A 15,057-nucleotide genomic window follows, 5' to 3' on the forward strand; every position below is an offset into this window, starting at 1 on the left:
ACACCACGCGGGAGGCGGCGCCGATGTTTCTGCTCGACGATGTGCTGGTCTACAGCTCGCGCGATCTGGCCGATGCCGCCCGGTGCGAGTTCTCACTTCTCAGCACGGTCGACGCCGTCCTCGGTCGCGGGCCACGACCCACTGCCGTCGACGATCCGATGCTCGATCGCACCGCCCGTCTCGGTGGCGCCCACGAGCAACGCGTCCTGGACCGGTACCGTGCCGAATTCGGCGACGGTGTCGTGCAGCTCGCCCGCCCCGATCACACCCGCGAGGGCTACGACGCTGCTGCCCGCGCCACGATCGAGGCCGCTCGATCGGGTGCCGACGTCATCTACCAGGGCACGTTCTTCGACGGCCGGTTCGTGGGCTTCTGCGATTTCCTCGTCCGCACGGGCGACACGTACGCCGTGTACGATACGAAACTCGCGCGGCACGCGAAAGTCGAAGCGCTCCTGCAGCTCGCCGCCTACGCCGATGCCCTCGCACACACCGGAGTCCCGGTCGCGCCGCACGCACACCTGATCCTCGGCGACGGCACGACCTCGTCGTACCCCCTCGCCGACATCGCTCCCGTCTACTCGCAGCGCCGGCTTCATCTGCAGCGCCTGGTCGACGGCCATCACGACTCTGGAGTTCCCGTGGGCTGGGCCGACGCGGGGCACACTGCGTGCGGCCGCTGCGACACGTGCGAACCTCAGGTGGCCGCCCACCGCGATCTGCTGCTGGTCGCGGGCATGCGGTCCATACAGCGCGCCCGCCTGATCGCCGGCGGCGTCACGACGATCGACGATTTCTGCACGCGGGAAGCGCCCGTGCCGGGAATGTCTCATCGCACATATGCCGCACTGCGTGCACAAGCGCAGGTACAGCTGCGGCAGGAGCAGACCGGCGAACCGGTCGTCGACGTCTACGAACCGGGTTCCCTTGCCGCACTGCCCGAGCCGGACGACGGAGACATCTTCTTCGACTTCGAGGGCGACCCGCTGTGGTGCGAGGACGGTGGCCCCGACTGGGGACTCGAGTACCTGTTCGGTGTGCTGGAAGGACCAGGTTCGGGTCCGAGTGCGACCGATCCGACGTTCCGCCCGTTCTGGGCTCATACGCGCGCCGAGGAACGACGCGCACTGCTCGATTTCCTCGAGTACGTCGAACAGCGCCGCCGAACGCACCCGAAGATGCACGTCTACCACTACGCACCGTACGAGAAGTCCGCACTGCTGCGCCTGGCGGGCCGGCACGGCGTGGGCGAGGAGCAGGTCGACAGCCTGCTCCGCGACGGCGTTCTGGTCGACCTGTATCCGATTGTGCGCGCTGCTCTTCGGGCCGGCGAGTCGTCGTACAGCATCAAGAAGCTCGAGCCGCTGTACATGCCGGCGCGGCAGGGTGAGGTGCTCGATGCCGGTGCGTCGATAGTCGCGTATGCGGACTATTGCGATCTCCGCGACGCCGACCGGACCGAAGAGGCCGCGAAGCTGCTCGACTCGATCGCGTCGTACAACGAGGACGACTGCGCATCGACGTGGCGGCTGCGCAACTGGTTACTCGACCGGGCCGCAGAGCACGGTATCGCCACCACCGGGGTCACACACGAGGAGTCCGCGCCCCCCTTCGAACCGCACCCCGCAGAGGTCACGCTCTGGGAGTTCGCGGGTGAGGCAACGAGCGAGCGCACCGACGACCAGCAGGCCGCAGCATTGATGGCGGCCTCGCTCGGCTACCACCGGCGGGAGCGGAAACCGTTCTGGTGGGCCCACTTCGATCGCCTGTCGAATCCGGTGGACGAATGGGCCGACACCCGCGACACGCTCGTCGCGACCTCCGTCGCGGTCGAGGCCGACTGGCACCTGCCGCCGCGCAAGCGCAAGGCCCGGCGCCATCTGGCCGTCACGGGTGATTTCGACACCGGGAGCACGGTGCGCGCGGGGGATTCTGTGTTCGTACTGTACGAAGCGCCGGCACCGCACGGACTACCCGACGGCGGCCCGTGGACGCGGGCGTGGTCGGGCGGGAAGATCCTCGAACGCCGGTCCGGCAGCGATTTCCACGATGTGCTCGTGATCGAGGAGTTGCTGCAGACCGACGACGAATATGCGGCTCTGCCGATGGCGATCACGCCCGGTTCCCCGATCGGGGCGGCCAGCATCGAGAAGGCGATCGAATCGGCGGCGGGCGCCATGTGCGCGTCATTACCGGATCTGCCGTCCACGGCCGGCGTCGACATCCTGCGAAGGACCCCGCCGCGCACGCGTTCCGGCGCGCTCCCTCCGGTCGGCGACGGCGGGTTCCCTGCCGCGATCACTGCTGCCGTCCTCGACCTCGACGACTCGTACGTCGCCGTGCAAGGTCCGCCCGGCACCGGGAAGACGTACACGGGATCCCGCGTCGTCGCCGCACTCGTCCGCGAGTATGGCTGGCGGGTCGGGGTGGTCGCGCAGTCGCACTCCGTGGTCGAGAACATGCTCGACGGCATCGTCAGGGCGGGCGTGCCAGGCGAGGCCGTCGCGAAGGCCAAGGCAAGGACCGCCGAGCCGACATGGACACCCGCGAAGGACACCAAGGCCCTGACGGGATATCTGGACGGACTCCACGACGGCTATGTCGTCGGCGGCACCGCATGGGATTTCACGAACACGAACTGCATCGCACCGGGCAGCCTGGACCTGCTGGTCATCGACGAGGCAGGGCAGTTCTGCCTGTCCAATACCGTCGCCGTCGCCACCAGTGCACGGAACCTGCTGCTCCTGGGTGATCCGCAACAACTGCCTCAGGTCAGTCAGGGCACGCACCCCGAACCCGCCGACGAGTCGGCCCTCGGCTGGCTCGCCGAAGGTCACGGTGCACTGCCCGCCGACCGTGGGTTCTTCCTGTCGCGAACCTGGCGCATGCATCCCGACCTGTGCGCGCGGGTGTCGGACCTGTCGTACGACGGGCGGCTGCTGTCCCAGTCCGGCCACACCACGGCACGCGCCCTCGACGGCCTCGCACCCGGCGTGCACACGGTGACCGTCGACCATGTCGGCAACGCGACGTGCTCGGTCGAGGAGAGCAACGAGGTGATACGGCGGGTGCAGGCACTGCTGGGCACCGGGTGGCGCGACGACACAGAAACCGCACCGAGACCGATCGAGGAAAAGGATGTGCTCGTCGTCGCACCGTACAACGCGCAGGTAGCGATGATCCGGTCCGGGCTGTCCGACGTCGGGCTGACCCGGGTGGATGTGGGCACGGTCGACAAATTCCAGGGTCGTGAGGCTCCAGTGGTGCTGATGTCGATGACGGCGTCGGCGATCGAGGACGTACCGCGCGGGATGTCGTTCCTGCTCTCACGCAACCGGCTCAACGTCGCGCTCTCACGAGGACAATGGTGTGCGATCGTCATCCGCTCGCGTGCATTGACGGATCATCTCCCGGCAACACCCGACGAACTCGTCGACCTCGGAGCGTTCCTGCGACTGACCCGGTGACCGCCACCACATCATCGGATACGATCGACGCCGGATCATTTTTTGTAACCTCGAGTACCACACACCGAGCAGGAGCAGACATGTCGAAGACACTCGAAGCCACCATCGACGTCGCAGCAGACCCGAACCGGGTGTGGAGTGTGGTCTCGGATCTGCAGCGGATGGGCGAGTGGAGCCCTCAGTGTCGCAAGATGATCATCCGAGGGGGCAGCGTCGGCGCAGGAACCTCGACGATCAACATCAACCGCAAGGGTCTGCTCGTGTGGCCGACCACATCGAAGGTCCTCACGTTCGAACCCGGTCGCGAATTGCGTTTCCGCATCAATGAGAACCGCTCGATCTGGTCGTTCGTCCTCGAACCCACCGCGACGGGCACCCGGATCGTGCAGCGTCGCGAAGCCCCCACCGGCACCAGTAAGGTCTCGCAGACCCTCATCAAATACATCCTCGGAGGTCAGGAGAACTTCGACGACGACATGGTCGTCGGCATGAATTCCACACTCGCCCGGATCAAGAACGAAGCCGAGGGGCGCGCATCCGTCTGACCACGCGCGTCTATACTCACGTACTCTCGGGTGTCCTGGGGGCAGCCCGGCCGGGCAACCCGATGAACGTGAGTGAAGAGGAGCCGTGGCACGTAAGCCCACACCCGTCGGAACACCACCGACCAGCGGTGCAGCACATGTCGTCGACCTGATCAAGAAGGCGATTCCGCCGCTTCACCCCGGTGGCGTGCCGTTCGTCGCTGCACCCCTGGTGGTGGCCGCACTCGGCCGCAACCGCAAGTGGGTCCGCCGCGCCGGCCTCGCTTCCGCCGCCGCGACGGCGACCTTCTTCCGGCACCCACACCGAGTGCCACCGAACCGGACCGGCATCGCAGTCGCACCCGCCGACGGTGAGGTCGCGCTCGTCGACACGGCCGTCCCACCCGCCGAACTCGGACTCGGCACCGAGCCGCTCCCCCGCGTGAGCATCTTCCTGTCGGTGCTCGACGTGCATGTACAGCGCAGCCCCGTCGGCGGCATCGTCCGTAAGGTCGTACACCGCCCCGGGCAGTTCCTCTCCGCTGATCTCTCCGACGCGAGTGAAGTCAACGAACGCACGAGCATGTTGCTCGAGATGCGCGACGGCGCGCTGGTCGGGGTCGTGCAGATCGCCGGTCTGCTTGCCCGGCGCATCGTGTGCGACGCACAGGTGGGCGACACGGTTCCCATCGGCGACACGTACGGACTCATCCGCTTCGGTTCCCGCGTCGATACCTATCTGCCCGCGGGCAGCACGCTGCTCGTCGAGCGTGGTCAGCGCACGATCGGAGCCGAGACGGTCATTGCTGCGCTTCCGTCCGCTCCGGTGCTGTGACCCCCCTCAAACCGAACGTCCCCGTAGGGGACGACAACCACGCGACCCGAAGTCGCCCGGCAGCAGTGCGCCTGCTTCCGAGCGTGATCACGATTCTTGCGCTCTCTGCTGGGTTGTCGGCCGTGAAGTTCGCGCTCGACGGGGAACTCGGCATCGCCCTCGGCATGATCGGCGCCGCCGCGGTCCTCGACGCGCTCGACGGTCGCATCGCGCGCTTGCTCGATGCGACCAGCAAGATCGGCGCCGAACTCGACTCGCTTTCCGACGCCATCGCATTCGGCGTCGCACCCGCGCTAGTGCTGTATGTGACGTTGCTCGACGGCAGCGCGTTGGGCTGGATCATCGCGTTGCTGTACGCGGTGAGCATCGTTCTGCGTCTTGCCCGCTTCAACACCCTGCTCGAGGACGACTCCGTCCCCGCGTACGCCCGCGAATACTTCGTTGGCGTGCCGTCACCTGCCGGCGCCATCATCGCGTTGAGCCCGATTGCGGCGTACGTCCAGTGGGGAGACGGATGGTGGACCTCGTTCCCCCTTGTCGTCACGTGGACGCTCATCTCCGCCGGCCTGATCGTCAGCCGGATCCCGACCCTCGCGATGAAGTCCGTATCCGTACCGCCGCGTCTCGCGATCCTTCTCCTGGCGCTCGTGGCCGCCGGTGCGGCAGCGCTGGTCACCTACCCGTTCGTCCTGATGCTGGTGCTGGTGGGCGTGTACCTCGTGCACATTCCCTTCGCGATCCGCTCGAAGCGGTGGGTGGCGGCACGCCCGGCGACATGGGACATCAAGCCCTCCGAACGTCGGGCGATCCGCGCCGAGTCCCGCGCGCTGCGGCCCGGCCGCACCGTCGGCCGGCGCATGCTCACAGCCACGGGGCGTTCCTCGGCGCGCCTCGGGCTGCGTCGCCCGCGCGGAGGCTGACCACGATCTAGGCTCGTGCGGGTGACCACCCCACAACTCGCGCTGACCGTCCGGCTCAACACTTCCGCGGCCGATGCCCGCCGCGGACTCGTCCGCCTGCACCCGGAGGTGCTCACCGCGCTCGGACTCCGCGAATGGGATGCGATCGCACTCACCGGGGCGCGACGCACCGCGGCCGTCGCGGGGCACGCACCGGCGGGTACCCCCACCGGGACGATCCTGCTCGACGACGTGACTCTCTCCAATACCGGGCTACGCGAGGACGCCACGGTGGTCGTCGGACCGGTCACCGTGTACGGAGCACGCTCGGTGACCGTCTCGGGCTCGACCCTGGCCAGCACCGCGATCCCCGACGCAACCTTGCGGCAGGCGCTGCTCGGCAAGGTCGTCACCGTCGGCGACGCGGTGTCGCTGCTGCCGCGCGATCTCGGCCCCGGCACCAGCAGCGCCGACACCACGCGCGCACTGTCGCGGACATTCGGCATCGCCTGGACGACAGAGTTGCTCACCGTCGCGGCGGTCGATCCATCGGGGCCGGTCAGCATTCAACCGAACACCGCGGTCTCCTGGAGCCACGGGGGTAGCGCCGTGCCTCTGTCCGCGGAGGCAGCCACCATGTCGGTCACCGCACCACTTTCCGGACACGTATCCGAGTCGGAGCCCCAACGGCTGTCGTCGCGTTCCGTCGAAGACCTCGTCGGGCTACAGGCGCAGGTGAGCAAGCTCTCCGAATGGCTCGGCCTCGCCCTCGACGAACCGGAACTGTTGCGAACCCTCGGTGCATCTCCGCACCTGGGTGTGATGGTCACCGGCCCCGCGGGGGTCGGGAAGACCACATTCGCCCGGGCGGTACTCGCGAAGCGTCGCGTCGTCGAAGTCGACGGCCCGAGCGTCGGCGCCCTCGCCGCCGCCGATCGGCTGGCGCGGATCACCGCGGCCGTCGACGCGGTGCAGAGCGGCGGTGTCCTGCTCGTCACCGATGTGGACACCGTCCTGCCTGCCGACGCGGAACCGGTGGCGGCACTGATCGTCGAGCAGCTCCGCCGCGCGGTCGAGACGGACGGTGTTGCACTTGTCGCGACGTCCGCCGCACCCGACGGCGTCGATCCGCGGATGCGGACACCCGAGCTCTGCGACCGCGAGTTGTCGCTGCCCCTGCCCGACGGGGCCACCCGCCGGGCCCAGCTCGAGGTGCTGTTGAGGGCGGTGCCGTCCACGGGTCTCGACCTCGATGCGATCGCCGAACGCACTCCCGGCTTCGTGGTCGCCGATCTGGCAGCGCTGTGTCGCGAGGCTGCACTGCGCGCCGCGTCCCGCGCGAGCCGCGACACCGACGAGCCGAAGCTGACGCAGGACGACCTGGTCGGCGCGCTCGAGGTGATCCGGCCGCTGTCCCGCTCGGGCTCGGAGGAGCTGGCGATCGGCAGTGTAAGTCTCGACGACGTGGGCGACATGGTCGAGACGAAGCAGGCGCTGACCGAGGCAGTGCTGTGGCCACTGCAGCATCCCGATTCGTTTGCCCGACTGGGTGTCGATCCGCCTCGCGGGGTGCTGCTGTACGGCCCGCCCGGCTGCGGCAAGACCTTCCTCGTGCGCGCACTGGCGAGTACCGGGCGATTGAGTGTGCACGCCGTCAAGGGCGCCGAACTGATGGACAAATGGGTCGGCGCGTCGGAGAAAGCGGTGCGAGAACTGTTTCAACGCGCGCGGGACTCGGCGCCCTCGCTCGTGTTCCTCGACGAGATCGACGCCCTCGCTCCACGCCGCGGCCAGAGTTCGGACTCCGGGGTGTCGGATCGGGTCGTGGCGTCTCTGCTGACCGAGCTCGACGGCGTCGAGCCGCTGCGCGACGTCGTCGTGGTCGGGGCGACCAACCGCCCGGATCTGATCGACCCGGCATTGCTGCGTCCCGGGCGGCTCGAGCGCCTGGTATTCGTGCCGCCGCCGGATGCCGAAGCGCGCGCCGCGATCCTGAAGACCGCAGGCCGGTCGGTGCCGTTGGACGAAGACGTCGACCTCGAGGCGCTCGCCGAGGAGCTCGACGGCTACTCCGCGGCCGACTGCGCGGCGGTGCTGCGCGAGGCCGCGCTGGCCGCGATGCGGCGGCGGGTCGATGCGGCCGCGGTGACCTCCGAGGATGTCGCCGCCGCCCGCGAGGCGATACGGCCGTCGCTCGATCCCGTCCAGGTCGAGCATCTACGGGCGTACGCGGACGGACGCTGATATGTCGCCGACCTCGACGTCCGTGCGAGCAAGCGCGCCGGCTGCGCTCGCTGCGGCTGCGTGCGCCGGCGCGGTCGCGGTGTTCGTCCTGATGGTCGGTGAGGCGGCGCTCCCGACCGGCACCCGCAGTGTTTTCTCGCCGATGATCACCGCGGTGCTCGCTGTGGTGTCGGTGGTGGGTCTGCAACGGTCGGGGTCCCCGCGGACTGCGTGGTCGTTGGGCGCAGGCGCCGTTCTCGTGCTCGGCTCCCTCCGGTACCTGGTGCCTGCAGGCGCGTCGGCCGACACCTCGACCACCGTCGGGCTGGTCGCTTCCGGTACTACCGGAGTACTGCTGGGCACGGCCGTCGCCGGTGCATGGGCGGTGCCGAACGGACCGTGGGCACTGCTCACAGGTGCGTGGTCTGCGTTCCTCACCGCGGCAGCGGTCGGCACCCAGGTGCCGATCGATTCGGTGCGGTGGACGATCACGCAGTGGCTGCTGGCGCTCGCATTGGTGACGCTCATGGCCGCGGCACTGACCGCAACACCCGGTGGTCGTACCCAGCGGTTCGATCCGCAACTTCTCACGGTCACGGCGCTCGCCGCGGGCGTGCTGGCCGTCGGTTGCCGCTTGCTCGGCGAACTCGTGACCTCCGAGTCCGGTTCCGGCTGGGCAAGGATGTGGGTGGTGGCGGTGGGAGCTCTCGTGGCGGTGGTGATCGGCGCCGAGGTCACCGCCCGTGTCGTGCCCGCCGGAGACGACCGGTTCGTGCTGACGGTCATCGGGGCGGTGGCTGCGGGATACCCGGTGATGCTCGACCTGTTCGGTAGCGAGCAGTGGTGGCTGCCGTTGCTCGTGGTCGCGGCCGCCGCTCTCGGCGTGTGTTGTTCCCCATACATTCCGTACGCGGCCGCGGGTCTCGCGCTGGCGCTGGCGGTCTCGACCGCCGCGGTGTTGTGGCCACAGTTCGCCGACAACGTTCCCCTGCCGGTTCGCCTGGCCCTCATCGCCGCGGGCACAGGCCTGGCCCTCGCGTCGTCGCTACCCGGATCCGCGTCCGTTGCCGCACTCGGCTTGTCGCTGCCGGTGCCACTGACCGCCGTGATCGGAGCAGTGTGGTTGCTCCCGGCGGACACCATGTGGACGGCGCTCGCACTCGCCGCGACGGGCGCCGTCTGCGCCTGGCAGGTGCGCTGAGCCACACTTCCGTGCACGCAACCCCCGATTCGCAACGATGCGAAGCCTCTCGTTAGTATGGGGTCATTCCGGTTTGCCCATTAAACGGCGAACGGCGCGCATGTCGGGGCGTCCCGCGTTTCGGCTCTTGTGTCGAACGCATTGTCAATTCTGCGACGGTCATCGCCGCTGCAGATGCTGAGAACAGAACAGTTTCACGCCGCCGCCTGGCCCGACCCCGACGGAGTGCCTTTTGCTCGCCATACTCATCGCTCACGCGGTCGCCGCGATCCTGGCACCGCCGCTGGTCAGAGTCATGGGGAGAAATGCTTTCCTGCCGTTGGCGGTCGTCCCGCTCGCGAGCCTCGGCTGGGTCTTCGCGAACTGGGGTACCGAGCAGGAGTTGAGCATCCGATGGGCATCGGCGGTGTCGATGGACATCGACATGCGGTTCGATTCCCTCTCCGCGATCATGTGCCTGCTGGTGCTGGGCATCGGCGCACTGATTTTGCTCTACTGCGCGCGCTATTTCGAGGACGACGAGCCGCGTCTGGGGATCTTCGCAGCCGAGATGGTGGCATTTGCCGGCGCGATGTTCGGCCTGGTCACCAGCGACAACATGCTGGTGCTCTACACGTTCTGGGAATTGACCACAGTCTTGTCGTTCCTGCTGGTAGGCCACTATGCCGAACGTGCGTCGAGTCGGCGAGCTGCCACCCAGGCGCTGCTCGTGACCACTGCCGGTGGCCTCGCGATGCTCGTCGGCATCATCATCCTCGGCCAGCTCGTGGGCAGCTACAACCTCTCCGCGGTGATCGAGGCGGCACCCGAAGGCTGGCTGGCCGGTGTTGCCATCGTGCTGGTGCTCATCGGTGCGCTGTCGAAGTCCGCGGTCGTGCCGCTGCATTTCTGGCTTCCCGGTGCGATGGCCGCCCCCACACCCGTGTCCGGCTATCTGCACGCCGCCGCGATGGTGAAGGCCGGCATCTACCTGGTGGCACGATTGGCACCGGCGTTCGCCGACGCGGCGCCGTGGCGCCCGATCGTGATCACCCTGGGCCTCGCCTCGATGATCCTGGGTGGCTGGCGCGCCTTCCGTGCGTTCGACCTGAAACTGATCCTCGCGTTCGGCACCGTCAGCCAGCTCGGATTCCTCACCGCGCTCGTCGGCATCGGCAGTCGTGAGGCCGCGCTCGCCGGACTGACGATGGTGATTGCGCACGCAATGTTCAAGGCGTGCCTGTTCATGGTGGTCGGGATCATCGACCACTCGACGGGCACTCGCGACATCCGCAAGCTCGCCCACCTCGGCTTGCGAACTCCGATATTGGCGGTGGTGGCGGCCATGGCCGCTGCGAGTATGGCCGGACTGCCACCGTTCATCGGTTTCGTCGGCAAAGAAGCCGCGCTCGAAGCAGCGCTGTCCGCCGACGTGGTCCCGGACTGGGCGCGCATCGCCATCGTCAGCGGCATGGTGCTCGGCTCGATCCTCACCCTCGCCTACAGCATCCGGTTCATCTGGGGAGCCTTCGGCCGCAAGCAGCTCAAGCGGCCCAGCCCGTCGGTGCAGAATTTTCACGCTCCCGGCGCGTTGCTGCTGTCGGCACCCACTCTGCTCGCGGTCGCCGGTCTTGCAGCCGGTCTTGCGGCGCCGTGGGTCGACACCCTCGTCGCGCCCTACGCCGACACACTGCCTGCCTCACTCGCCGAGCCCTACCACCTGGCGTTGTATCACGGCTTGACGTTGCCACTCGCCCTCACCGCCGTCGTGATCGTGGCAGGAATCATCCTCTATCTCGCGCACCGTACGGTTGCCCGCCTTCGTTTCGAGCACCCGCCACTCGGTAACGCCGACCGCATCTACGACGCAACGCTGCGCGGCATGGACAACATGTCGACGAGGTTGACGAGTTTCATCCAGCGCGGTTCGCTACCACTGACACAGGCCACCATCCTCATCACGCTCGCGCTGCTTCCCACCGTGCTGTTGTTCGTCTTCGGTGCAAGGACCACACCGGAGCTACGCGCGTGGGACACGCCGTGGCAGTTCACCGTCGGTCTGATCATGATCGGTGGGGGACTGGCCGCGACGGTAATGCGGAACCGGCTCGCCGCAGTCCTGATGGTCGGTGTCACCGGTTACGGTCTCGGCGTCCTGTTCGCATTGCAGGGCGCCCCCGACCTGGCGTTGACGCAGTTCCTCGTCGAAACCGTCACCCTGGTGATGTTCGTGCTGGTGCTACGGAAACTGCCTCCCGAAAACGATCGACAAGCCGAGATCGGCAAGCGCGGCCCCCGGGCCCTGCTCGGCATCGCGGTGGGTTCAGTGGTGACCGTTGTGGGAGCGTTCGCGGTGGCCGCGCGCACTGCCGACCCGATCTCACTGCAACTTCCCGAACTCGCCTACGAACTCGGCCACGGCAAGAATGTGGTGAACGTACTACTCGTCGATATCCGCGCATGGGACACCCTGGGCGAGATCTCCGTGCTGCTCGTCGCCGCGACCGGTGTCGCGAGCCTGGTATTCCGGACCCGCAGGTTCGGTACCGCACCGCGTGTCTCCGACGCACCCGCCGCCCAGCTCGATGCGGCGGGGGCCAACTCCGAGATCACGTGGCTGCGCGGCGGTGATCTGATCGATCCGCGCTACCGGTCACTGGTCCTCGAGGTCACCACACGGCTGGTGTTCCCCACGATGATGGTGCTGTCGGTGTACTTCTTCTTCGCCGGCCACAATGCCCCGGGCGGCGGATTCTCCGGAGGCCTCGTCGCGGGGCTGGCTCTGGTCCTGCGCTATCTGGCAGGGGGACGATACGAACTCGGAGAGGCGGTTCCCATCGACGCGGGCAAGATCCTCGGACTCGGCCTGACATTGTCCGCAGGCACCGGATTGTTCTCGTTGTTCCTCGGAGCGCCGGTGCTCTCCTCTGCGGTTCTCGAGGTGACACTGCCGTTGATCGGCGACATCAAACTCGTCACCGCACTCTTCTTCGACCTGGGTGTGTATCTGATCGTCGTCGGCCTGATCCTCGATGTGCTCCGAAGCCTCGGAGCCCGGCTCGACGCCGAGGTCGTGGGTGAACGCCGATGACCACCAATCTGACCCTGGTCGTCATCGTCGGCGTACTCGTCGCCTGCGGTGTCTATCTCCTGCTCGAGCGCAGCATCATCAAGATGCTGCTCGGCCTGCTCCTCATCGGCAACGGCGTCAATCTGCTGATCATCGCCCTCAGCGGCCCGGCCGGGGACGCCCCGGTCGTCGGGTCCGACAATGCGAGACGCGAGGACATGTCCGATCCGCTCGCGCAGGCCATGGTGCTCACGTCGATCGTGATCACCATGGGTGTCGCAGCCTTCGTGCTCGCACTGACGTACCGCTCGTACTCCATCCGCGCACGCGACGAAGTCGAGAACGACCCTGAGGACACCATGGTGTCGCAGCGGCGGACCCTTGCCGAGGCCCCGGGCCGCGACCGGTCCGACGACCCGGTCACCGGCGTACCGAGCATGAGTGGCGACGCGTTCGACGCCGAAGGCAATCCGATCCCGCTCGATGCCCTCACCAACATCGAGGACCTCGAGGTCTACGAGGATCTGCACGACGGTGATTTCGACGATCCCACCGATTCCGCCTATGACGATCCCCGCAACCCCGGCAGCGGCAATCCGCGGCACGCGCCGAAAGACAAGCACGCACCGAAAGACAAGGGCGAAAAGAAGCCACAGGACAGGGGCACCGACGAGGGGGACGGCGTCAGCGAAGTCGAGGCAAGGACCGAGGACGACGGGAAGGAAAGCGACCGATGACCTTGGAAACCGCCGTTCTCATTCCCCTGCCGATCCTCATTCCGCTGCTCGCGGCCGCGGTCACCCTGATCCTGGGCCGGCGGCCACGGGCTCAGCGCTTCGTCACCATTTCGGCCCTCGTCGCGTCGCTCGCGGTAGCAGTGGCACTGCTCTACTTCGCCGATCAAGATGGCATCGAAGTGGTGCAGGTCGGGGGATGGGAAGCACCGTTCGGTATCTCTCTCGTGGCCGATCGGCTCGCCGCACTGATGCTCGTGATCGCGGCGATCGTGCTGCTGTCGGTCATGTGGTTCGCCGTCGGTCAGGGTATCCACGACGGCAACGAGCAACAGCCGGTGTCGATCTTCCTGCCCACCTACCTCGCACTCACCGCGGGCCTGAACATCGCGTTCCTCGCGGGCGACCTGTTCAACATGTTCGTCGGATTCGAGGTGCTTCTCGCCGCGTCGTTCGTGCTGTTGACCTTGGGTGCGAGCGCCGATCGCGTCCGCGCCGGGGTCTCGTACGTCATGGTCTCGATGGTGTCGTCGATGATCTTCCTGATGGGCATGGCGTTCGCCTACGCCGCTACAGGAACGTTGAATCTGGCGCAGATGGCACTGCGGATGGACGACGTGGATTCAGGCACCCGTACGGCGATCTTCGGTGTGCTGCTCGTGGCGTTCGGCATCAAGGCCGCGATCTTCCCGCTGTCGTCGTGGTTGCCCGACTCCTACCCCACCGCACCCGCCCCCGTCACCGCGGTCTTCGCGGGCCTTCTCACCAAAGTGGGTGTGTACGCGATCATCCGTGCGCACACCTTGATCTTCCCGCAGGGCGAGCTCGACGACGTCCTGCTCATCGCCGGTCTTCTGACGATGGTTGTCGGGATCCTCGGTGCAATCGCGCAGAACGACATCAAACGTCTCCTGTCGTTCACGCTCGTCAGCCACATCGGCTACATGGTGTTCGGAATTGCGTTGTCGAACCAGACCGGCCTCGGCGGCGCAGTCTTCTACGTCGCACACCACATCCTGGTGCAGACCACGCTGTTCCTCGTCGTGGGCCTGATCGAACGACAAGCGGGGTCTGCGTCACTTCGTCGACTCGGCTCCCTGGCCGTGACCAGTCCACTCCTGGCCGTCCTGTTCCTCATCCCTGCACTCAACCTCGGCGGCATCCCACCGTTCTCCGGCTTCATCGGAAAGATCGCGTTGTTGCAGGCCGGGGCAGAAGACGGATCCGCTCTCGCGTGGATTCTCGTCGCCGGTGGCACCATCACCAGCCTGCTGACGTTGTACGCGGTGGCCCGTGTCTGGGCCAAGGCATTCTGGCGGGCCCGCGCCGACGCGCCAGAAGGTGAACTCGCCGACATCGGGCCGTCGGCACTGATCGACGAGTCCGAAGCCGACATCGCGTTCGAGGAGCGGGCGGACGTGGGGAAGATGCCCATGGGCATGGTGGTCCCCACCATCGCGCTCGTTGTGATCGGGCTCGGGCTGACCGTATTCGCAGGGCCGCTGCTCGACATCAGCGGCCGCGCCGCCGAGAATCTGCGTGACCGCTCGGTGTACATCGAAGCCGTGTTGGGAGAGACTCCATGATCAAACGCGGCAATCTGCTACGCGTCTCCGTGGTGCTCTGGATGGCGTTCGTGTGGGTGATGCTGTGGGGCACCTTGAGCGTCGCCAATGTTCTCGGTGGGCTCCTCGTCGCGGGACTCCTCGCGATACTGTTGCCGCTGCCGAAAGTTCCGGTGGAAGGCCGTGCCCATCTGTTGTCTGCCCTGCGGCTGGGCGGGTACATCTTCTTCGAGTCGATCAAGTCGACGATCTCGGTCGCGTGGCTGGCGATCCGGCCCGCCGCACCCCCGGTGACCGGGGTGCTGCGCTGCCGGTTGACGATCAAGTCCGATCTGGTGCTCACGCTCTGGACCGACATCATGAACAACATTCCGGGCACCATGGTGCTCGAGATCGACCAGGTTCGCCGAATCGTCTACGTCCACGTGCTGGACGTCAGCACCGACAAGGCCGTCGCCGACTTCTACCGCTCGGCACGGTTGATCGAACGTCTTCTCATCGACACATTCGAACGGGACTCGGAATGGCAGCCGAGCCCGTGGCGAAGCGGAACGGAGTAA

General features: G+C 67.2%; 10 protein-coding genes. All 10 read left to right on the plus strand.

Going from position 1 to position 15,057, the window contains the following annotated elements; genetic code table 11:
• The first annotated feature begins 23 nt into the window (after window positions 1–23).
• The 10 genes from ACTDXD_RS03555 (at window position 24) to ACTDXD_RS03600 (ending at window position 15,057) form a co-directional block, all read left to right on the plus strand.
• The gene (locus ACTDXD_RS03555) at window positions 24–3,467 is read left to right on the plus strand and encodes a TM0106 family RecB-like putative nuclease (RefSeq protein WP_440125819.1); all 3,444 of its coding nucleotides are present in this window, start codon (window positions 24–26) and stop codon (window positions 3,465–3,467) included.
• 80 nt (window positions 3,468–3,547) lie between these two features.
• Window positions 3,548–4,012 carry an SRPBCC family protein gene (locus tag ACTDXD_RS03560; protein WP_440125820.1) on the plus strand — a complete coding sequence of 155 codons (465 nt, stop codon included), beginning with the start codon at window positions 3,548–3,550 and terminating at the stop codon, window positions 4,010–4,012.
• An 85-nt stretch (window positions 4,013–4,097) separates the two neighbouring features.
• Complete coding sequence (locus ACTDXD_RS03565) at window positions 4,098–4,826, plus strand: phosphatidylserine decarboxylase (protein WP_440125821.1); 729 nt, start codon at window positions 4,098–4,100, stop codon at window positions 4,824–4,826.
• Window positions 4,823–5,746 (plus strand): CDP-alcohol phosphatidyltransferase family protein, encoded by a 924-nt coding sequence (locus ACTDXD_RS03570; protein WP_440125822.1) that lies wholly within the window; start codon window positions 4,823–4,825, stop codon window positions 5,744–5,746. The genes ACTDXD_RS03565 and ACTDXD_RS03570 overlap by 4 nt, the downstream gene beginning before the upstream one ends.
• 21 nt (window positions 5,747–5,767) lie before the next feature.
• Window positions 5,768–7,969, plus strand: a complete 2,202-nt coding sequence (locus ACTDXD_RS03575) for an AAA family ATPase (protein ID WP_440125823.1) — start codon at window positions 5,768–5,770, stop codon at window positions 7,967–7,969.
• A gap of 1 nt (window position 7,970) precedes the next feature.
• On the plus strand, window positions 7,971–9,149 hold the full coding sequence (locus tag ACTDXD_RS03580; RefSeq protein WP_440125824.1) for a hypothetical protein: 1,179 nt from the start codon (window positions 7,971–7,973) through the stop codon (window positions 9,147–9,149).
• A gap of 232 nt (window positions 9,150–9,381) precedes the next feature.
• A complete protein-coding gene (locus ACTDXD_RS03585) occupies window positions 9,382–12,219 on the plus strand; it encodes a Na+/H+ antiporter subunit A (protein ID WP_440125825.1) in 2,838 nt (945 codons plus the stop codon).
• Window positions 12,216–12,935 carry a Na(+)/H(+) antiporter subunit C gene (locus tag ACTDXD_RS03590; protein ID WP_440125826.1) on the plus strand — a complete coding sequence of 240 codons (720 nt, stop codon included), beginning with the start codon at window positions 12,216–12,218 and terminating at the stop codon, window positions 12,933–12,935. Before ACTDXD_RS03585 ends, ACTDXD_RS03590 begins: the two co-directional genes overlap by 4 nt.
• Window positions 12,932–14,518, plus strand: a complete 1,587-nt coding sequence (locus ACTDXD_RS03595; RefSeq protein WP_440125827.1) for a Na+/H+ antiporter subunit D — start codon at window positions 12,932–12,934, stop codon at window positions 14,516–14,518. The genes ACTDXD_RS03590 and ACTDXD_RS03595 overlap by 4 nt, the downstream gene beginning before the upstream one ends.
• Window positions 14,518–15,057, plus strand: a complete 540-nt coding sequence (locus ACTDXD_RS03600) for a Na+/H+ antiporter subunit E (RefSeq protein WP_440127518.1) — start codon at window positions 14,518–14,520, stop codon at window positions 15,055–15,057. The genes ACTDXD_RS03595 and ACTDXD_RS03600 overlap by 1 nt, the downstream gene beginning before the upstream one ends.

Source organism: Rhodococcus sp. SJ-3, from assembly GCF_051918125.1.
Classification (GTDB): Bacteria; Actinomycetota; Actinomycetes; order Mycobacteriales; family Mycobacteriaceae; genus Rhodococcus.